19 protein-coding genes are annotated in these 19,187 nt (G+C 68.8%); 12 read left to right on the top strand and 7 right to left on the bottom strand.

What is annotated here, in order from left to right:
• Positions 1-88 precede the first annotated feature (88 nt).
• The 3 genes from EBN03_RS22075 to EBN03_RS33810 form a co-directional block, all read right to left on the bottom strand.
• Complete coding sequence (locus tag EBN03_RS22075) at positions 89-1,504, bottom strand: NlpC/P60 family protein (RefSeq protein ID WP_122190008.1); 1,416 nt, start codon at positions 1,502-1,504, stop codon at positions 89-91.
• Between the two features lie 409 nt (positions 1,505-1,913).
• Positions 1,914-2,495, bottom strand: coding sequence for an Rv1476 family membrane protein (locus tag EBN03_RS22070; protein WP_122190007.1), 582 nt, complete (start codon positions 2,493-2,495; stop codon positions 1,914-1,916).
• Positions 2,496-2,532: 37 nt separating this feature from the next.
• Positions 2,533-2,739, bottom strand: coding sequence for a hypothetical protein (locus tag EBN03_RS33810; RefSeq protein ID WP_147471665.1), 207 nt, complete (start codon positions 2,737-2,739; stop codon positions 2,533-2,535).
• 131 nt (positions 2,740-2,870) lie between these two features.
• Here EBN03_RS33810 and acnA point away from each other — a divergent pair, with 131 nt between their 5' ends.
• The 5 genes from acnA (at position 2,871) to EBN03_RS22045 (ending at position 8,407) form a co-directional block, all read left to right on the top strand.
• Entirely contained in the window at positions 2,871-5,615 is a 2,745-nt protein-coding gene (gene acnA / locus EBN03_RS22065; protein WP_122190006.1) for an aconitate hydratase AcnA, read from the top strand.
• Between the two features lie 96 nt (positions 5,616-5,711).
• A complete protein-coding gene (locus tag EBN03_RS22060; protein WP_122190005.1) occupies positions 5,712-6,278 on the top strand; it encodes a TetR/AcrR family transcriptional regulator in 567 nt (188 codons plus the stop codon).
• Positions 6,279-6,338: 60 nt separating this feature from the next.
• Positions 6,339-6,755: an acyl-CoA thioesterase gene (locus EBN03_RS22055; RefSeq protein ID WP_122190004.1), complete on the top strand. Its 417-nt coding sequence runs from the start codon at positions 6,339-6,341 to the stop codon at positions 6,753-6,755.
• Positions 6,756-6,984: 229 nt separating this feature from the next.
• On the top strand, positions 6,985-7,443 hold the full coding sequence (locus tag EBN03_RS22050) for a hypothetical protein (RefSeq protein WP_122190003.1): 459 nt from the start codon (positions 6,985-6,987) through the stop codon (positions 7,441-7,443).
• Between the two features lie 10 nt (positions 7,444-7,453).
• Entirely contained in the window at positions 7,454-8,407 is a 954-nt protein-coding gene (locus tag EBN03_RS22045; RefSeq protein WP_122190002.1) for an MvdC/MvdD family ATP grasp protein, read from the top strand.
• A 9-nt stretch (positions 8,408-8,416) separates the two neighbouring features.
• On the opposite strand, the gene EBN03_RS35185 is transcribed toward EBN03_RS22045, so the two are convergent.
• Positions 8,417-8,659, bottom strand: coding sequence for a helix-turn-helix domain-containing protein (locus EBN03_RS35185; protein WP_122190001.1), 243 nt, complete (start codon positions 8,657-8,659; stop codon positions 8,417-8,419).
• Positions 8,660-8,871: 212 nt separating this feature from the next.
• Entirely contained in the window at positions 8,872-10,503 is a 1,632-nt protein-coding gene (locus tag EBN03_RS22035; protein WP_122190000.1) for an ABC-F family ATP-binding cassette domain-containing protein, read from the bottom strand.
• A gap of 182 nt (positions 10,504-10,685) precedes the next feature.
• Between EBN03_RS22035 and EBN03_RS22030 the strand changes: the two genes are divergently transcribed.
• Positions 10,686-11,453 carry an SDR family oxidoreductase gene (locus EBN03_RS22030; protein ID WP_122189999.1) on the top strand — a complete coding sequence of 256 codons (768 nt, stop codon included), beginning with the start codon at positions 10,686-10,688 and terminating at the stop codon, positions 11,451-11,453.
• Here EBN03_RS22030 and EBN03_RS22025 read toward each other — a convergent pair.
• On the bottom strand, positions 11,450-12,385 hold the full coding sequence (locus EBN03_RS22025) for a hypothetical protein (protein ID WP_147471664.1): 936 nt from the start codon (positions 12,383-12,385) through the stop codon (positions 11,450-11,452). The two genes, EBN03_RS22030 and EBN03_RS22025, sit on opposite strands and share 4 nt — an antisense overlap.
• Before the next feature lie 102 nt (positions 12,386-12,487).
• Here EBN03_RS22025 and EBN03_RS22020 point away from each other — a divergent pair, with 102 nt between their 5' ends.
• The 3 genes from EBN03_RS22020 (at position 12,488) to EBN03_RS22010 (ending at position 15,819) form a co-directional block, all read left to right on the top strand.
• The gene (locus EBN03_RS22020) at positions 12,488-13,567 is read left to right on the top strand and encodes a lycopene cyclase family protein (RefSeq protein WP_122189997.1); all 1,080 of its coding nucleotides are present in this window, start codon (positions 12,488-12,490) and stop codon (positions 13,565-13,567) included.
• 243 nt (positions 13,568-13,810) lie between these two features.
• Positions 13,811-14,710, top strand: coding sequence for a non-homologous end joining protein Ku (gene ku, locus EBN03_RS22015; protein WP_122189996.1), 900 nt, complete (start codon positions 13,811-13,813; stop codon positions 14,708-14,710).
• 110 nt (positions 14,711-14,820) lie between these two features.
• Complete coding sequence (locus EBN03_RS22010; RefSeq protein ID WP_199742912.1) at positions 14,821-15,819, top strand: RDD family protein; 999 nt, start codon at positions 14,821-14,823, stop codon at positions 15,817-15,819.
• Between the two features lie 73 nt (positions 15,820-15,892).
• On the opposite strand, the gene EBN03_RS22005 is transcribed toward EBN03_RS22010, so the two are convergent.
• The gene (locus EBN03_RS22005) at positions 15,893-16,789 is read right to left on the bottom strand and encodes an oxygenase MpaB family protein (protein WP_122189995.1); all 897 of its coding nucleotides are present in this window, start codon (positions 16,787-16,789) and stop codon (positions 15,893-15,895) included.
• A gap of 302 nt (positions 16,790-17,091) precedes the next feature.
• On the opposite strand from EBN03_RS22005, the gene EBN03_RS34625 reads away from it, so the two are divergent.
• From EBN03_RS34625 to EBN03_RS21990, 3 genes are all read left to right on the top strand, one after another.
• Positions 17,092-17,262 (top strand): hypothetical protein, encoded by a 171-nt coding sequence (locus EBN03_RS34625; protein WP_199742911.1) that lies wholly within the window; start codon positions 17,092-17,094, stop codon positions 17,260-17,262.
• 193 nt (positions 17,263-17,455) lie between these two features.
• Positions 17,456-18,322: an MlaE family ABC transporter permease gene (locus EBN03_RS21995; RefSeq protein ID WP_122189993.1), complete on the top strand. Its 867-nt coding sequence runs from the start codon at positions 17,456-17,458 to the stop codon at positions 18,320-18,322.
• Position 18,323: 1 nt separating this feature from the next.
• Entirely contained in the window at positions 18,324-19,187 is an 864-nt protein-coding gene (locus EBN03_RS21990) for an ABC transporter permease (protein ID WP_122189992.1), read from the top strand.

Below are 19,187 nucleotides of genomic sequence, written 5' to 3'. Positions count from 1 at the left end.
CTATTCCAGGTGTGGCTGAGAATTGCCGCAGCGGACCCGGCACAACACTGATTCCGGGCCCGCGTACGGCGTCGAATTCGATTGCGCGCTAAGTGACGATGCGGACCGCATAGGGCATGATGCCGCCTTCGCGCACCGCCGTCACCCGAACCACCTCACCGGATTCCGGCGCCTCGATCATCTGGCCGCCACCAAGGTAGAGGGCCACGTGTTCGCTGCCGTTGGAGCCCCAGAACAGCATGTCACCGCGCTGGCGGTCACCGACCGGTACCCGGGTTCCCATCTGGTACTGGTACCCACTGTAGTGCGGTAGCGACACCCCGATACCGGCGAACGCGTAGACCATGAGGCCGGAACAGTCGAATCCGACCTTGTTGTAGTCGCCGTAGCTGTCGGCGACGCCACCGTCGTGGATGCCCAGGGTCGGCCCCTCCTCGTCGCCGCCACCCCAGGAGTAGGTGACCCCGAGCTGCGACATGGCCCGGTCGACGACCGTTTCGATGAGGTCGCTGCGGCTGCCGGACGGCCGGGTCGGCACGGTCTTGCTGCCGTGCGCGCCGCCGGCGCCGAGCTGGGTGTGCGGGTACTGGCCGGATCCGGCCTGGGCGGCCCGCTCGGCGGCCGCGCGGTCGGCGGCGACTCGGGCCGCGGCCTGCGCGGCGGCGACGCGGGCGGCCGCTTCCTCGGCTTGGCGCTGCCGGTCCCACGCCAGGTAGGCGTCGCGCTGGCCCTGCAGGCCCGAGACCGTGTCGCGGGCGGCGTCGAGCTGCTGCTGGGCGGAGTCGCGTTTGGTGGTGAGGTCGTTGCGCTTGGCCGCCTGCTGGTCGGCGGCGGCCTGCGCGGTGCTCACCGCGGCGATCGCGGCGATCCGCTGGGCATCGGCCGCGGCGGCCGCGGAGTCGGCGGCCTCTTTGGCGGCGCGGGCACTGGAGTCCTTGTTGGCCTGGTCGAGCTGGGCGCGCCGCAGCTCGTCGAGGACCTGGGTCTGCGACTTGGAGACCGAGCTCATGACCATCGAACGGTCCAGTGCCACATCGGATCCGGCGGCGTCGCCGGACAGATAGGTCAGGACCGAGTGCGTCCCGGGGCGCATATAGGACTCGCGCGCGGCCGCGTCGAAGTCCTTGCGCACGGTGTCGACCCGGTCGCCGGCGGCGGCGAGATCCTGCTGGGTCTGCGCCGCGGCGGCACCGGCGACGTCGGCGGCCGCGCGGGCGTTCTGCAGGTCGACCAGCGCCTTGTTCACGGCCTCGCGGCGGGCGCCCACCGCGTCGTCGAGCTGCTGCAGTTGCGCCTGCGCGGTGGCCACCTGGTTGATCAGGTCGCCGACCTGGCCGATCGAGGCCTGTACCTGGGCGCCGGCGGCGGCGATGTCGCCGTCAGTGGGGTTGGGGGGCGGCGGGGGCACGGCGGCGGACAACGGCATCACCACGACCGTGACCAGACCCGACAACAGCAACCCCAGAGCGACCCGAACCGACCCCCCCGGTCGTCGTACGGACATGCGCTTCACACCTCCAGGACGTGTCGCCGCCCCGGGGGAGGAATCACCGGCGTCCCGTCCACGGGAAAGCTGGCCCGCTCGCCGTCACCTCATGCTCACCAGCAGAAACAATGGATAACAAGATCCGCCGGTGACACATTCGGCACTCCTTCCCCAGGAGTGTCATTCCAGACCGTACGGCACTTTTGTCGCTGGGAAAACACCTTTCCGGACACGACAGGCGAGAAATTTGTACGTTTCTGGCTAATTGCCGGATATCGGTGTGGAATTGCTCGAGAGAAACGAACCGGTCGTCACGTACTGTCCGAATTGGCTGCGGCCGGGCGCGGAAATGCGCCGCTGGCGGGCAGGTGCAGGCCCGACGGATCGCGCGCTCATCGCGAGCGCGGTGTACCGAAAGGCGGAAGGGTCAGGCGGGGGCCGCGGCCCGCCGCGCCTTGACCCAGCGCAGTCCGCCGGCCACGAGCACGGTTCCGGCGACCAGCACCGTCGTCACCGCCGGCCACGACATGTGGTCGGGACGCTCGAGGTGGGAGACGAAGGTCCGGGCGGCGTCGTCGGAGCGGCCGCCGGTGTACTTGGCGCCGTCCTCGGCCCACTCCAGGCGGGCCCGCGAGATCGAATCGCTGTAGGTCCCGACCCAGTCGTCGCTGAACACCGCCACGGTGCCGTGCACGCTCTGGCCGACCGTGGTCGCGACATCACGCAGATCGGAGTCGCGAGCCGGATTGCCCGGCACCACAACGATACTGAGGTCGATGCCGTGCTCGCGGGCGTCGGCGGCGATGGCCACCAGCTTGTCGTGCTTCTTGCCGGCCGGAGCCGCGACATGGTCGCCCTCGGCCAGTTCCGCCAGAATCGCGGTGATGTGGACGTCCGGCGGGATCTCGGTGGCCGCGGGGCGCACGAACTGGGCCAGCAGGGGCGCAGCCGAAGGTCGGTAGAACTCTGCGGCGCAGGGCAGGAGAACCGAGGTGTGCGAGGCGGTCATCGTCCATCCGGATCGTCGGGGAGGGGCTGCGAGCACTCTACGCGACCACCGCAGCGGTCCCGCTCATGACCACAGCGACGGCGCCGCTCATGACCACAGCGGCGGTCCCGCTCATGACCACAGCCGCGATGCCGCTCCGGACCATGGCGGCGGCTTCGTTCCCGGCTCCCGGGCGCGGTGCCGGTCGCCGCGCCGATGCGGGATACTTGCACGGCACGCGCACCACGTCCCCCGGGTATTTCACAGGACAAGCGTACTGTTAGGCTCGAATCACGAGGCGCACAGCCCAGACTGCGCCCTCGACCAGGCCTCCTCGGCACAGCCCCGCCGCAGGCCGGCCTCGCCAAACAGACAACGACGAGTGGAGCTGAACTTATGACGAGCATCGACTCCTTCGGCGCCAAGGGCACCCTCGAGGTCGGAGATCAGTCCTACGAGATCTTCCGCCTCGCTGCCGTGCCCGGCACCGAGAAGCTGCCCTACGCCCTGAAGGTTCTCGCCGAGAACCTGCTGCGTACCGAGGACGGCGCCAACATCACCGCCGACCACATCCGAGCGATCGCCAACTGGGACCCCACCGCCCAGCCGAGCATCGAGATCCAGTTCACCCCGGCCCGAGTCATCATGCAGGACTTCACCGGTGTGCCCTGCGTGGTCGACCTCGCCACCATGCGTGAGGCCGTCGCCACCCTCGGCGGCGACCCGAACAAGGTCAACCCGCTGTCCCCCGCCGACATGGTCATCGACCACTCGGTGATCCTGGACGTCTTCGGCCGCGCGGACGCGCTGGAGCGCAACGTCGAGCTCGAGTACGAGCGCAACGGCGAGCGCTACCAGTTCCTGCGCTGGGGCCAGGGCGCCTTCGACGACTTCAAGGTCGTCCCGCCGGGCATGGGCATCGTGCACCAGGTCAACATCGAGTACCTGGCCCCCACCGTCATGGTCCGCAACGGCCAGGCCTACCCCGACACCTGCGTCGGCACCGACTCGCACACCACCATGGTCAACGGCCTGGGCGTGCTGGGCTGGGGTGTCGGTGGCATCGAGGCCGAGGCCGCCATGCTGGGCCAGCCGGTCTCCATGCTGATCCCGCGCGTCGTCGGCTTCAAGCTCACCGGTGAGATCCAGCCGGGCGTGACCGCGACCGACGTCGTGCTCACCGTCACCGACATGCTGCGCAAGCACGGTGTGGTCGGCAAGTTCGTCGAGTTCTACGGCAAGGGCGTCGCCGAGGTGCCGCTGGCCAACCGCGCCACCCTGGGCAACATGAGCCCCGAATTCGGTTCCACCGCAGCGATCTTCCCGATCGACGGCGAGACCATCAACTACCTGCGCCTCACCGGCCGCAGCGACGAGCAGCTCGCGCTCGTCGAGGCGTACGCCAAGGAGCAGGGCATGTGGCACGACGCCGACCACGAGCCGCAGTACTCGGAGTACCTGGAGCTCGACCTGAGCACCGTGGTCCCCTCGATCGCCGGCCCGAAGCGCCCGCAGGACCGCATCCTGCTCAGCGACTCGAAGTCCGCGTTCCGCAAGGACATCCTGAACTACGTCGAGGGCCACGGCTCGCTGGACGAGGCGCTGGAGGAGACCTTCCCGGCGTCGGACTCGGCCGCCATCTCGGACGCCAACGGCCGCCCGCACAAGCCGATCGAGGTCAAGTCCGAGCGCGGCGAGTTCGTGCTGGACCACGGTGCCGTGGTGGTCGCCGGCATCACCTCCTGCACCAACACCTCCAACCCGTCGGTCATGATCGGTGCGGCCCTGCTGGCCCGCAACGCGGTCGAGAAGGGCCTGGAGAGCAAGCCGTGGGTCAAGACCAACATGGCGCCCGGCTCGCAGGTCGTCGCCGACTACTACGAGAAGGCCGGCCTGTGGCCGTACCTGGAGAAGCTCGGCTTCTACGTGGGCGGTTTCGGTTGCACCACCTGTATCGGTAACACCGGCCCGCTGCCGGAGGAGATCTCCGCGGCCATCAACGACAACGACCTCGCGGTGACTGCGGTGCTGTCGGGTAACCGTAACTTCGAGGGCCGCATCTCCCCCGACGTCAAGATGAACTACCTGGCCTCGCCGCCGCTGGTCATCGCGTACGCGCTCGCGGGCACGATGGACTTCGACTTCGAGACCGAGCCGCTGGGCTTCGACACCGACGGCAAGCCGGTGTTCCTGAAGGACATCTGGCCCTCGGCCCAGGAGATCGACGACACCATCAAGTCGGCGATCAGCCAGGACATGTTCCGCAAGTCCTACGCCACCGTCTTCGACGGCGACGAGCGCTGGAAGAACCTGGACACCCCGGAGGGCAACACCTTCGCGTGGAACGAGGACTCGACCTACGTGCGCAAGGCGCCGTACTTCGACGGCATGCCGCTGACCCCGGCCCCGGTCGAGGACATCAAGGGCGCCCGCGTGCTGGCGCTGCTGGGCGACTCGGTCACCACCGACCACATCTCCCCGGCCGGTCCGATCAAGCCGGGCACCCCGGCCGCGCAGTACCTCGACGCCCACGGCGTGGAGCGCAAGGACTACAACTCGCTGGGCTCGCGGCGTGGTAACCACGAGGTCATGGTTCGTGGCACCTTCGCCAACATCCGGCTGCGCAACCAGCTGCTCGACGACGTCTCGGGTGGTTACACCCGTGACTTCACCCAGCCCGGTGGCCCGCAGGCGTTCATCTACGACGCCTCGCTGAACTACCAGGCCGCGGGCATCCCGCTGGTCGTGCTGGGTGGTAAGGAGTACGGCTCGGGTTCCTCGCGTGACTGGGCCGCCAAGGGCACCCGCCTGCTGGGTGTGAAGGCCGTCATCACCGAGTCCTTCGAGCGCATCCACCGCTCGAACCTGATCGGCATGGGCGTTGTGCCGCTGCAGTTCCCGGCCGGCCAGTCGGCCGCGTCGCTGGGTCTGGACGGCACCGAGGTCTTCGACATCGAGGGCATCACCAAGCTGAACGAGGGCGTCACGCCGGAGACCATGAAGGTCACCGCGACCAAGGAGAACGGCGAGAAGGTCGTCTTCGACGCGGTCGTGCGCATCGACACCCCCGGTGAGGCGGACTACTACCGCAACGGCGGCATCCTGCAGTATGTGCTGCGGAACATGATCGCCGCCGGCTAAGTCCCGGAAGGGATTTCGCGGCTCGCACAACGCTCTGCCCCCGCTCCGGTGTCGACACCGGGGCGGGGGTCGGCGTATCTACCGTGGGAGGAATTCATGCCGAAGGTCAGTGACGACCATCTCGCCGCCCGGCGCAGTCAGATCCTCGACGGCGCGCGCCGCTGTTTCGCCGAATTCGGTTACGAGGGCGCCACCGTGCGCCGCCTGGAGGAGGCCATCGGCCTGTCCCGGGGGGCGATCTTCCATCACTTCCGCGACAAGGACGCGCTGTTCCTGGCCTTGGCCCAGGAGGACGCCGAGCGGATGGCCGATGTCGCGGCCAATCAGGGCATCGTGCAGGTGATGCGCGAGATGCTCGCCAATCCGGCCCAGTACAACTGGCTGGGCACCCGGCTCGAGATCGCGCGCCGGCTGCGCACCGACCCCGAGTTCGCGGCCGGTTGGACGCAGCGGTCAGCCGAATTGACCGCTGCCACACTGGCCCGCCTGGAACGCCGCAAGGCGGCCGGCGCACTGCGTGACGACGTGCCCACCGATGTGCTGCTCGGTTATCTGGATCTGGTGCTGGACGGGCTGATCGCGCGGATCGCCTCGGGTCACGCCGGGGACAATCTGGAGGCCGTACTGGATCTGGTCGAAGCCTCGGTCCGCACCGCGCGCTGATGTGTCGCAGCCCACCACCGGGTCCGGAATTCGGCATTCCGCCAGGTCGTTGGACGTTGCATGACCTTTTCTGTCCAGATCCGCGTGCGCGGTTACGAACTCGATTCGCTCGGCCACGTGAACCAGTCGGTGTACCCGAAGTACGCGGAACACGCCCGGTGGGAATATCTGAGCAGTATCGGGATCGACCAGACGGTGGTGGGCGGTGGCACGGCCCCGATCGTGCTGGAGCAGAACATCAAATACCGCGGTGAGCTGCGGATCGGCGACGAGATCACCGTGACGTGCACGCCGATCTGGGGCGAGGGCAAGGTCTTTCGGTTCGAGCAGGAGATCCGCAAGGCCGACGGCCGGCTCTCCGCGGAGATCAGCGTTGTCTGCGGCGTCATGGATCTCACCGCCCGCAAACTGCTCCCGGACGCGCGCGCCGCTTTCCTGCGGCTCAGTGATGATCCCCAACTGCTCGAACGGCTGTGAGCCGATTCTGAAACAGCTCTGGTCCGCGACTTCAGCAACCTCTTAGCAATCATTAGCTCGGAGGATGCTGTCGCGCCCGAATCGTTCCCGAAAGCCCTTCATAGCTAGATCAATTCGGACAATCTGCGCGCTCAGCAAATCTGTCGATGTTCACCGTTCCGGCCGCCAGGCGGGCTATGATCCACTCCACCCGGATTACATGGCAAACACCGAGCAGATCGGAGCAACCATGACAATCACCACCCCCCATCGCGTTCCAGAGACCGATCGGGCCGTACCGCCACTATCTGGCTATCTGGTGGCCGAGACCGATACCGCGATCAGCCTGCGGGTCGGCGAAGGCACCTGGACATTCGACCGATCCGACGTCCTCGACGTCACCGACGGCGAGCACACCGACCCCGCCCGCCGGACCGGCGGCCGCGAGGTGTCGGTGCGAATCCGCCCGGGCGCCATGGCCGACTACACCCGGCGCCTGCGCGTCGAACTCACCGAACGCCCGATGACGCTGGCACCACAGCCTTCGGTCACCCCCGGCGACGACGCGCTGCGCGGACTCACCGAAACCTGGCTGCGCAGAATGCGACTCGACACCCGGCCCGGCGTCCCCGGCGCCACCATGACGTTCCTGCAGACCCGCTCGTACGCGCACAGCGACGACGGCGCGGCCTGCGACAGCCTCGACTGAGGGCCCCCGGATGCCACAACGACAGCCGGGCTCGGTGCTGATCGTCACCGAAACCGGCGACCTGCACGCCGACGCGGTCGCCGCCGTCATGCGAGACCGGCACGGAATCGACCCGATTCGGCTCGACATGCGCGACTTCCCCACCGAGAGCGGCACATTCCGCATCGGTGCCAGCCGCTCCGAACGCACCCTGTCCCACGTGCTCGGGCTCGACGGCGTCGGCGCGGTCTGGTGGCGGCGGCCGCACCGCTGCCGGGTGCCGACCGGAATCCGCAGCGCCGACAACGAATTCCGGCAAGCCGAATGCGACGGATTCCTGCAGGGTCTGCTCTGGTCGATGCCCGCGGTGTGGGTCAACGACCCCGGTGCCGACCGCACCGCGACCCGCAAACTGGTCCAGCTCGAGGCGGCCGTCCACGCCGGCCTGCGCATCCCCGAGACCCTGGTCACCAACGATCCCGAGGAAGCCCGCCGGTTCGTGAAATCCCGGTCCGGCGCGGTGATCTACAAGCGCACCGGCACCGGTCGTGCCGAATTCTCCGAAACGCGTGTGGTTTCCGAGCCCGACCTCGACCGGCTCGACACGATCCGCAGCACTCCGACCACGTTCCAGGACTACATCGAGGCTGCCTGCGATCTGCGTGTGGTCTGGATCGACGGCACGGAGTGGACGGTACGAATCGATTCGCAATCGGGTGCGGGGCGGGTGGATTCCCGCCTGGACACCACGGTGGACTTCGCACCGGACCGGCTGCCCGCCGCGGTCAGCCGGTCGCTGTCCACCCTGATGGGAACGCTGGGATTGGCCTTCGGCGTGGTCGACATCCGGCTCGGCGCGGACGGCGAGCACTACTTCCTCGAGGTGAACCCGCAGGGCCAGTTCGCGTATCTGGAGATCAAGACGGGACTGCCCATCGTCGCCAGTCTGGCGAATTTCCTCGTCTGCGGCGACGCCACAGTGTGAGGGCGGACGCTATTTCGCCGGGGCGGCCTTGCGCCGATTCGCACCACCGCGGCTGCGGAGTTGCACGTGCGACTCCACCAGCACGTTGTGAATGAACCCGTACGAACGGCCGGTTTCGCGTGCGAGCGATCGAATGCTCGCGCCGGCCTCGTATTGCTTCTTGAGCTGAGTCTGGAGACGGTCTCTCGACTTCCCCGTGACGCGTGTGCCCTTGGTCAATGTGGACTTCCCTTGTGCGGGCCTGTCACTCATGGCTTCCTCCGGTTGCCCTGCAGCCTCATTCCAGGCTAGACACTCGTACCTTCGTGATCAACGCCCAGTTGTGATTCGTATCACGAAAGAGTCCACTGCAGGGTTCGGAGTGCACCACTCACGACCGTACTGACGCACTCGGGCAGTGACATCGCGCCCGAGTGCTGGGCCTGCGTGGTTACGCTTCGCTGCCGCCTCCGGCCCTGACGCACTCAGGCGAGCTGGATCAGCTCCAGGTAGTCCTGCGACCAGTGGTCCTCGGTACCGTCGGGGAGCATGATCACCCGCTCCGGGTTCAGCGCCTCGGCGGCACCCGGGTCGTGCGTCACCAGCACCACGGCACCGGCGTAACTGCGCAGCGCGTCGAGCACCTGTTCGCGCGAGACCGGATCGAGGTTGTTGGTCGGCTCGTCGAGCAGCAGCACGTTCGCCGCCGAGGACACCAGTCCGGCCAGCGCGAGCCGGGTCTTCTCACCACCGGACAGCGTGCCGGCCGGCTGCTCGAGCTGCGGACCGGAGAACATGAAGGCGCCCAACAGACTTCGCAGTTCCTGCTCACCGGCGTCGGGCGACGCGTGCCGGATGTTCTCCCACACCGTGGCCTGATCGTCGAGGGTGTCGTGCTCCTGCGCGAAGTAGCCGACCTTGAGGCCGCGGCCCTGCTCGACACCGCCCGCGGTCGGGGTCTCCACCCCGGCCAGCAGCTTCAGCATCGTGGTCTTACCGGCACCGTTGAGCCCCAGCACCACGACCCGGCTGCCCTTGTCGACCGCGAAGTTCACGCCGGTGAAGATCTCCAGCGAGCCGTAGAGCTTGGTCAGGTCCTTCACCATCAACGGTGTGCGGCTGCACGGCGCGGGCTCGGGGAACCGGATCCGCGCCACCTTGTCGGCCACACGCACATCGTCGAGCTCGGCCATCAGCTTCTCGGCACGCCGCACCATCTGGTGTGCCGCAGCGGCTTTCGTCGCTTTCGCACCGAGCTTGGCGGCCTGCTGCTTGAGCGCGGACGCCTTCTTCTCGGCGTTCGCGCGCTCACGGACGCGGCGCTGTTCGTCGGTGGCACGCGCGTCGAGGTACTTCTTCCAGCCCATGTTGTAGATGTCGGCCTCGCCGCGCACCGCGTCGAGGAACCACACCTTGTTCACCACGGCCTCGAGCAGCTCCACATCGTGGGAGATGACGATCAGGCCGCCGTCGTGGTTCTGCAGGAAGCCGCGCAGCCAGGTGATCGAGTCGGCGTCGAGGTGGTTGGTGGGCTCGTCGAGCAGCAGCGTGGTGTCGGACTTGCCGCCGCTGCCGTCGGAAGCGGAGAACAGGATCCGGGCCAGCTCGATGCGCCGGCGCTGACCGCCGGACAGGGTGCGCAGCGGCTGCTCCAGCGCGCGCTCGGGCAGGGCCAGGCTGTTGCAGATGCGGGCCGCCTCGCTCTCGGCGACGTAACCGCCGAGCGCGGCGAACCGGTCCTCGAGCTGACCGTACTTGCGAACGGCCTTGTCACGCACCGTCTCGTCGACCGCTTCGGCCATCAGCGCCTGCGCCTTCTCCATCTCGCGCAGCAGGCTGTCCAGGCCGCGGGCCGAGAGCACCCGGTCCTTGCCCAGCACGTCGAGATTGCCCTCGCGGGGGTCCTGCGGCAGATAGCCGAGGTCACCGGACCGGGTCACCGTGCCCGCGTAGGGCTCGCCCTCGCCCGCGAGGATGCGCAGCGTGGTGGTCTTGCCGGCGCCGTTGCGCCCGACCAGCCCGATCCGGTCGCCGGCCTGCACCCGCAGCGCCGAGCCGGGCGCGGTGAGCAGGGTACGGATTCCGGCCCGGACCTCCAGGTCGGTCGCGGTGATCACAGACAAACTCCTCGTGGGCAGGGGGTCGTGTACCCCGATGGGCACACACGAAAAGCCGATTTTACCCGCTCACCGAGCCCGCACCCGCCCCGCCTCGGGGTGCTCTCGAGCACGTCGATCTCGCCCGGACACCCTCACCTATCTACCGCTCGCTCAGCTCGCTCCTGGGGTAGCTTTCGAGCATGGGTGAACTGACAGGGAAATCCGCTCTGGTGTCCGGCGCGAGCCGGGGCATCGGCGCCGCGATCGCAGCGGAACTACTCGCACAGGGCGCGAACGTGCTCATCACGGCCCGCAAACCCGAACCGCTCGAGGAGGCCGCGCGCGCACTGCGGGACCTCGGGCATCCGGGCCGGGTGGTCGCGGTGGCGGGCAACGCCGGCGACGAGCAGGCCCGCGCCGACCAGGTGAACGCCGCCATCGGCGAATTCGGCGCGCTGGACATTCTGATCAACAACACGGGCATCAATCCGGTGTACGGCTCGCTCATGGATGCCGACCTGGCGGCCGTGCGCAAGATCTTCGACGTCAATGTCGTTGCCGCACTGGGTTATACGCAGCTGGCCTATCACGGGTGGATGCGTGACCACGGCGGCGCGGTGGTCAACGTGGCCAGCGTCGCGGGTATCCGCTCGACCGGCGTGATCGGCGCGTACGGCGCGTCCAAGGCCGCGGTCATCCGGCTCACGGCGGAACTGGCCTGGCAGCTCGGCCCCGCCATCCGCGTCAACGCGGTCGCCCCGGCGGTGGTGAAGACGAAATTCGCCGAGGCGCTGTACTCGGCCGGCGACGAGGCCATCGCCGCCGCCTACCCGATGAAGCGCCTGGGCGCGCCCGAGGATGTCGCCGCCCTGGTCGCCTTCCTGGCGAGCGACCGGGCGAGCTGGATCACCGGTGAGGTGGTGTCCGTCGACGGCGGCCTGCTGGCAACCGGTGGTCTCGGCGCCTAACGCACCATCAGCGAGGACATCGTGTCCGTGTGGCGGAAGCGCTCGTACTTGTCCACGGTGTCCTCGCTGACGTAGGAGTCGGCGGTGACGACGGTGTAGACCACGAAACTGCCCTGGGCGTCGGCCTTCCACCGGCTCGCGCCGCCGTTGCCGTAGTCGGAGATGTAGCTCTCGGGGCGCAGGACGATGTCCGTATCGGCCAGCTGCCCGGGGGCCGCCGCTTCGGTCGCCGCTTCCGGCGTACCCATGCCCAGCACGAACTCGGTGATCATGAGGTCGCCGCCCTCGCCGCGGTACACCATCTCCGCCGCGTACTGACAGCCCAGCGCCGCCAGCTTGCCGCTCGCGTCGATCTCGCCGCAGTCGGGGTGGTCGATGCCCTCCACCCATTCCGCGTGCAGCGTGGTGTCCTCTTTGGTGATGTCCCAGTCCTTGGCCTGCTCGGTGAAGCTGAACCGCGCGGGCGGCGCCGGGGTGGTGGTCGGTACCGGCGCCACGGTCGAGGTGGCCGGAACCAGTGCCGTGGTGGTCGGCGCCGCGGACTGGGCGGCGTTGCCGCGAATGTGGCTGTGGCTGATGGCCACGACGACACCGGTGGCGGCGGCCATCATGGCCACCAGGCCCACCACCATCGCGGCGATGACCGCGGGCTTCGCCTTCGGGGGCGCGCCGAGGTCGTCGGCTCCGGCGGCCGGCGCGGCCTTCGGCTCGTTCCAGGTGGAGTCCACCCGCTGCGGCGGGGGCGGGGGCAGATGCGCGGGCCAGCCGTCCGGGTCGGACTGCTCACCCCAGGCGGCGCGCGGCGCCGGGTCGGCCAGGGTCGCGACGGGAGCGCCCCACACACCGTTGCTCGAGGGAGCCATGCTCCAATCGGGTTGTGGCTGACCGCCCTGGTCGTCGGAGCCGCTCCCGAAGCCGGGCGGATACGTCATCTGCTTAGCTACCTTCCATCACCCGGCCGCTCCCCACCCGATGCGGGCACGTCACGGGCTAGCTGAACCTTACCGAAACTGGACTGTGATGCAATCGCCGTCATGATCGCCGATCTCCTGGTGTGCGGACTCGGCCCGGCGGGGCGGGCACTGGCACACCGCGCAGCTGTGCACGGGATGCGGGTGATCGCCGTCGACCCCAGGCCGGACCGGCGGTGGGCGGCCACGTACGCCACCTGGACAGATGATCTGCCGCACTGGCTGCCCGGGCACGTGGTCGCCGCGACCGTGGGCCGCCCGGTGGTGTGGGGCACCCGCCGCGCGGTGCTCGACCGGCCGTACGCCGTGCTCGATACCGGCGCACTGCAGGACGCGCTGACGATTCCCGCGCCCGGCACGATCCGCGGCCGTGCCGTCCGGATCACCGCCGCGCGCCGCGGGCGGCCGGCGGCGGTCCGGTTGCACGACGGCCGGGAGCTGACGGCCGCCCGGGTCGTCGACGCCCGCGGACTCGGGCGGGCACCCGGCCGCGCCGAACAGACGGCCTACGGATTGAGCCTGCCCGCCGACGACGAGGCGCTGTTCATGGACTGGCGGGCCGACAACGGTGCCGCGCCGGACACGACACCGACGTTCCTCTACGCGATCCCGCTCGGCGGCGGCCGCATGCTCTATGAGGAGACCTGCCTGGCCGGGCGGCCCGCGCTGTCCGCGAACGAGCTACGGCGACGCCTGCTGGCCCGACTGGAACGGCGCGGAATCACGGTGCCGGACAACAATATTCCCGTCGAGCAGGTCCGTTTCCCGGTCCAGGGAGCGCGTCCGGGCGCGAACCGGTTCGGGGCCGCCGGCGCCTACATCCATCCCGCCACCGGATACAGCGTCGGCCCCGTGCTGGCGGCCGCCGACGCCGTCGCCGGCGGTGCGCCCGCCGCGACCCCGGCGACCCGAGCGGTGCACGCGCTGCGCCTGGCCGGACTGCGCGCTCTGCTGCGACTGTCCCCCGCCGACGTCCCGGTCTTCTTCGACGCGTTCTTCGCGCTGCCCACTCAGCGGCAGCGGGCCTACCTGTCCGGCCGCGCCGACCTGCCCGGAACCGCGGCCACGATGGCCGCGCTGTTCGGCACGGTCCCACCGCGACTGCGCCGAACCCTGATGACCGCTATGGGCCCGATTGTGTAGTCCCGCGACCGAATTCGCTCTCGGGTGGAACGGATCGGCGGCGAGCGACGATAGCTTCCCTGGAACGGCGCGGACCCCGGGCAGTGGGGCGGCACCGTCCGGCTGCCCGGGGAGCGGCTCGCCGGCTCGCCGGGCAGGAGGGGACGAGCCGACCGGCCGCCCCCGGGTCCACGAACGTGACATAACGGACATTGCTGGGGCGTTTTGCCTGGTATCGCTTGCGCGGGCACCTACCATCGAGGGGTGCGATCCATCTGGAAGGGTTCCATCGCATTCGGTCTGGTCAACGTGCCGGTCAAGGTTTACACGGCCACCGAGGACCACGACATCCGGTTCCACCAGGTCCACGCCGCGGACGGTGGCCGCATCCGATACGACCGCAAATGCACGGTCTGCGGCGAATCGGTCCCCTACGCCGATATCGACAAGGCTTACGAATCACCCGACGGTGACGTGGTGATCCTCACCGACGCCGATTTCGCCAAGCTGCCCGCGGCCGAACGACACGAGATCCCGGTGCTGCAGTTCGTCCCGAGCGAGCAGATCGAGCCGATCCTGTTCGACAAGAGCTACTACCTGGAACCGGACTCGAACACCCCCAAGGCGTACGTCCTGCTGGCCACCACGCTGGCGCAGGTGGACCGCCTCGCGCTGGTGCACTTCACGCTGCGGCAGAAGACCCGGCTGGCGGCGCTGCGGGTGCGCGACGGCGTCCTGGTCCTGCAGACCCTGCTGTGGCCCGACGAGGTCCGCGCGGCGGAATTCCCCGTGCTCGACGACGCCACCGCACCCAAGCCGCAGGAGATCGCCATGGCGGAGACGCTGGTGGACAGCATGTCCGGCGACTTCGACCCCGACGAGTACACCGACGAGTACCAGATCGAGCTGCAGCGCCTGCTCGACGAGGCCATCGCGGCGGGCGGCACGGTCAAGCATGCCGAGGCGGCCGCCCCGGCCCAGGCCGATGCCGAGGTGGTCGACCTGGTCGCGGCGCTGCGGCGCAGCCTGGAGGCGGCGGGCAAGGAGGTGCCCGCCAAGAAGACGGCCGAGAAGGCCGCCAAGAAGACGGCCAAGGCACCCGCGAAGAAGGCCGCCAAGGCGCCGGCGAAGAAGACGGCGCACAAGGCCCGCAAGGGCGCGTAGCCGCGGCGCTGCGGCACGTTCCAGCATGACCGGAATCCGCCACCGGTCGCGCTAGTGTGAGCAATCGGTCACCCGCTCGACTCGCCGCCCCACCGACCCGGAGGCTACGCATGAGCAACCCAGAGGACCCGAACGATCCGCAGCAACCTGAGCCCGGCGGGTATCCGCCGCCGCCGCCAGGAGAGCAGCCGCAACACGACGAGCCACAGCCGGGACAGGGACAGCAGCCGCCCGGAGGCCAGCAGCCCGGGTACGGACAGCAGCCGGGGTACGGACAACAACCTGGATACGGCCAACAGCCCGGATACGGGCAACAACCTGGATACGGCCAACAGCCCGGATACGGACAGCAACCTGGATACGGCCAACAGCCCGGATACGGGCAACAACCGGGATACGGACAGCAGCCCGGATACGGGCAACAACCGGGGTACGGACAGCAACCTGGATATGGCCAGCAGCCGGGGTACGGCCAGCAGCCGGGGTACGGCCAGCAGCCGGGGTACGGCCAGCAGCCGGGGTACGGCCAGCAGCCGGGGTACGGGCAGCAGCCGGGGTACGCGCAGCAGCCCGAGTACGGCGGGCAGCCCGGATACCCGCAGCCCGGCTATTCGGCGGCCGGATACGGCTACCCCGAACCCGGCTTCGGCGCGGGCAACTACGCGACCTGGTTCGCCCGGGTCGGCGCGTTCCTGGTCGACTTCCTGATCGTCGCCATCCCGAGCGGCATCCTGTACGGCATCGGGTTCGGAGTCGGCAGCTCGACCGACTGCACCCGGGTGGACTCGGAAGGCAACTGCATCACCACGATCAACGGCGCCGGCCTGACACTGATCACGCTCGGGTACATCGTCGCGATCGGCCTGGGGCTGTACCTGACCTACCTGGAGGGCACCACCGGCCAGACCTGGGGCAAGAAACTGTTGGGGATCAAGCTGATCCGCGAACAGGACGGCCAGGTGATGGGGTTCGGGATGGCCTTCGTGCGCCGGATCGCCCACATCGTCGACAGCATCCCTTGCTATCTCGGCTGGTTCTGGCCGCTGTGGGACGAGAAGCGGCAGACGTTCGCCGACAAGCTACTCAAGACGGTCGTCGTGACCGTGTAGCTGGGGGGGCGCCCTGTTACTCGGGTTGTGGGCCGCCCCTATCGGGCCGCCCCACAACCGTTTTCGCCATCGATCAGATGATCGGGCGACTGCGCCGGATGCGGCGGCGCAGGTCGGCCATGAGCAGCAGGGTCGGCCCGAAGCGCACGAAGCGCGGGATGAACCGGTTCACGAAGCCGACGAAGCGGAACAGGTTGTCGAACCGGCGCTGGTCGATGGCCCGCCATTCGACCCGGTACTGATCGCGGAAGTACGGGCCGAGGAAGCCGATCGTGAGGAACTTCAGCAGGTCGCCGAACAGCACGCGCAGCGGCCAGGCGATCATCCGCAGGTTCAGCAGGTCGTCGACGTAGTTCCGGACGATCTCGTCCGGAACGGCCAGTGCGGCAGCGGAATTGAAGTAGTCCTGGAACTCGGCGCGGGTGGCGGGCCACAGGTCGGCCGGAACCTGCAGGGTGGTCGCCAGCGCGGGCGAGCTCTGATAGAAGAGTTCGGCCTGCGCGGCATCGAGTTTCCCGTTGAGCAGCTGGTAGGCGTCCTCGAAGCCGATGTAGAGGCAGCACGCGACCCACAGTTGCAGGTTGCGGTCGAAGGCGTTGTAGCGCACCGGCGCTCCCGGCGCCGAGTGCACCCGGCGGTGGGCGACGTCGACCGCCTCGCGGAAGCGCCGCTTCTCCTGCTCACTGCCGAGGATGGCGACGGCGAGGTACTGCGTGGTGGTGCGGGCCCGCTTCCAGGGATGTGCCATGAGCGAGCCGGATTCGACGGTGCTCTCGACGACGCCGTAGCCCACGCCCGGCCGGGCCATCTGCATGGCGACATTGGCCGCGGCGCCGGCGAACTGCCAGAAGTCGAGGGCGTCGCGGAGCCGGACCTCCCGGCCCGGTGCGATGCGGCGCTCGGCCGAGATGTGGATCCGGGTCTGCTCGGTGGTCAGCGGTTCCCGGGGCCGGCTCGCTGCGGATGTCATTGCCTCTCCCGTTCTTTCGACAGAGCGATGATGCCACGATTCACCGCACAGCGCGAGAATGGTCAGTAACTTATCGCGGACCCGGCCGATCGGCCCGGCGAGCGGACGGAACCGAAACCACCGGTCGCGAATTCTCCGAATTCCGCCCACTTCGATCGGCAGGTGTGCAGAATCTGCATTAACATACCGACCTCGACCGCACTCGGAAGGATCGGCTCCACCATGTTCCACCGGCTCGACAGACCACCGCACCGCCCGCCGGCCACCGCAGCGCCCGGCCCGGCCGACGGGTGCGCGGCCCGATGATGCTGCTGGTCTGGCTCATAGACCTCGGCACGGTCACGCTGGACATTCTGTCCGGGCGCCGAAAGGTCCATCCCACAGTCCAATTCGGCCTGTGGGGCGCGACGCTCGGCGCCGTCGTCGCGGGCGTGGCCGCGGTCTGGATCGTGCTCGCCCCCGTACTGAAATGATCAACCACTTCAGCCGCCCGGACGGTCGTGCCCGACAGATCGCCGGCAGGCCAGCGGCACCGAACGCCAAGTGGATCGATCGCACGAGAACAAGGATTCACATCATGCAGGCCCAGCGCAGCAGTTCCCCACTCGACGCGACCGGGAACCGCCGGTCGGCGGCCGGACCGCACCGGCAGGTCGGGGGTGCGCGATGACCGCGATCGAACCGGCACCACCACCCGACGCACCCGGTACCGAGGTGCGCCGGGTCGTCACCGCCGGCACCGCCCTGTGGCGCGACCACCCACAGCGCTCCCTGGAGACCCTGGGCCGCCAGGTCCTGCTCGGACGCGAGGCGATCACCCAACTGGTCCTCGCGGTGCTCCAGAGACGTTTCCCCTACCGGGAATTCATCCGGCAGTGCTCGTTCATGACCGGCGTCTCGGCCGCGCCCACGGTATTCGTGGCCATCCCGATCGCGGTGGTGGTATCCATCCAGGTCGGCGCCCTGGTCAATCAGGTGGGCGCGACGACCTTCGTGGGCGCGGTGGCCGGCCTGGGCATCATCCGGCAGGGCGCGCCGCTGGTCACCTCGCTGATGATCGCCGGCGCCGTCGGCTCGGCCATCTGCGCCGACCTGGGCTCCCGCACCATCCGTGAGGAGATCGACGCCATGATGGTGATGGGCGTGGATCCGGTCCGCCGGCTGGTCGCGCCCCGGCTGGCGGCTGCGGTCCTGGTCAGCATGCTGCTGTGCGGCTTCGTGGTCTTCGTCGGCTTCGCCACCGCGTACGCGTTCAACGTCTTCGCCCAGCACGGCACGCCGGGCTCGTTCATCGGCTCGTTCGCCTCGTTCGCGGTGGCCGACGACCTGCTGCTCGCACTGGTCAAGGCCATGATCTTCGGGCTGCTCACCGCCGTCATCGCCTGCGATACCGGATTGCACACCAAGGGCGGCCCGAGCGGGGTCGCGAACTCGGTGAACTCCGCGGTGGTCAGCTCGGCGCTGATGCTGTTCGCCACCAACATCGTGCTGACCCAGCTGTACAACACCTTCTTCCCCTCGAAGGTGGTGTGAGGTGAGCAGCAGCTACGTTCCGCCGCTCGTGCGGCCCTGGCGGTCCCTGGGCCGCGCGCTCGCGGTGCCCCTGCGCATGAACCAGGAACTGGGCCACCAGGCGCTCACCTTTCTGGACGCACTGTTCGCGATTCCGTTCGCGCTCAAGCACTATCGCAAGGAAGTGGCCCGGCTGGTGGCCGACGTCGGCTGGGGAAACGGGTCGCTGGTGGTCGGCGGCGGCACGGTCGGGGTCGTGGTCATCCTGTGCGCCTTCGGCGGCATCACGGTCGGCATGGAGTCCTTCACGGCGCTGAACCTGCTGACCATGGGCCCGCTCACCGGCGCCATCTCCGGATTCGCCACCACCCGTGAGCTCGCGCCCATCCTGGGCGCCCTCGCGTTCGCCATCCAGTCCGGCTGCCGGTTCACCGCACAGCTGGGTTCGATGCGGATCTGCGAGGAGATCGACGCACTGGAGTCGATCGCGATCCGGCCGCTGCCGTACCTGGTGTCGACCCGCATGATCGCGGCCACGCTGACGATCATCCCGCTCTACACCATCGGGCTGTCGGTGGCCTACCTGGCGACCGAGGTGGCGGTGCTGCTGCTCGGCGGCACGACCGCCGGCACCTACGAGCACTACTTCTACCAGTTCCTGCTCGGCCCGGACGTGTTCTTCTCGCTACTCAAAGTCGTTGTGTTCGTGCTGATCTCGACGTTCATCCAGTGCTACTACGGCTACGCGGCCACCGGTGGCCCCGAGGGTGTGGGTGTCGCGGCCGGCCGGGCGATCAAGGTGGTCATCGTGGTGATGGTCTTCACCAATCTCTGTCTGACCCTGGCCATCTGGGGCATCGACCCCGGATTCCGGATCTCGGGATAG

Source organism: Nocardia stercoris (genome assembly GCF_003696265.1).
In the GTDB taxonomy this organism is placed as follows: domain Bacteria; phylum Actinomycetota; class Actinomycetes; order Mycobacteriales; family Mycobacteriaceae; genus Nocardia; species Nocardia stercoris.
The sequence above is the reverse complement of the archived record's forward strand: the minus strand, read 5'-3'. Positions and strand labels throughout refer to the sequence as shown.

Bases quoted from the DNA above. Each gene is read 5' to 3' on its own strand.
- EBN03_RS22055 (WP_122190004.1), top strand. From the start codon at position 6,339: ATGACCTTTTCTGTCCAGATCCGCGTGCGCGGTTACGAACTCGATTCG.
- EBN03_RS22010 (WP_199742912.1), top strand. From the start codon at position 14,821: ATGAGCAACCCAGAGGACCCGAACGATCCGCAGCAACCTGAGCCCGGC.
- EBN03_RS22005 (WP_122189995.1), bottom strand. From the start codon at position 16,789: ATGACATCCGCAGCGAGCCGGCCCCGGGAACCGCTGACCACCGAGCAG.
- EBN03_RS22020 (WP_122189997.1), top strand. From the start codon at position 12,488: ATGATCGCCGATCTCCTGGTGTGCGGACTCGGCCCGGCGGGGCGGGCA.
- EBN03_RS21995 (WP_122189993.1), top strand. From the start codon at position 17,456: ATGACCGCGATCGAACCGGCACCACCACCCGACGCACCCGGTACCGAG.
- EBN03_RS22075 (WP_122190008.1), bottom strand. From the start codon at position 1,504: ATGTCCGTACGACGACCGGGGGGGTCGGTTCGGGTCGCTCTGGGGTTG.
- EBN03_RS34625 (WP_199742911.1), top strand. From the start codon at position 17,092: ATGATGCTGCTGGTCTGGCTCATAGACCTCGGCACGGTCACGCTGGAC.
- EBN03_RS22070 (WP_122190007.1), bottom strand. From the start codon at position 2,495: ATGACCGCCTCGCACACCTCGGTTCTCCTGCCCTGCGCCGCAGAGTTC.
- EBN03_RS22025 (WP_147471664.1), bottom strand. From the start codon at position 12,385: ATGACGTATCCGCCCGGCTTCGGGAGCGGCTCCGACGACCAGGGCGGT.
- EBN03_RS22045 (WP_122190002.1), top strand. From the start codon at position 7,454: ATGCCACAACGACAGCCGGGCTCGGTGCTGATCGTCACCGAAACCGGC.
- EBN03_RS22050 (WP_122190003.1), top strand. From the start codon at position 6,985: ATGACAATCACCACCCCCCATCGCGTTCCAGAGACCGATCGGGCCGTA.
- EBN03_RS35185 (WP_122190001.1), bottom strand. From the start codon at position 8,659: ATGAGTGACAGGCCCGCACAAGGGAAGTCCACATTGACCAAGGGCACA.
- EBN03_RS22030 (WP_122189999.1), top strand. From the start codon at position 10,686: ATGGGTGAACTGACAGGGAAATCCGCTCTGGTGTCCGGCGCGAGCCGG.
- EBN03_RS22060 (WP_122190005.1), top strand. From the start codon at position 5,712: ATGCCGAAGGTCAGTGACGACCATCTCGCCGCCCGGCGCAGTCAGATC.
- acnA (WP_122190006.1), top strand. From the start codon at position 2,871: ATGACGAGCATCGACTCCTTCGGCGCCAAGGGCACCCTCGAGGTCGGA.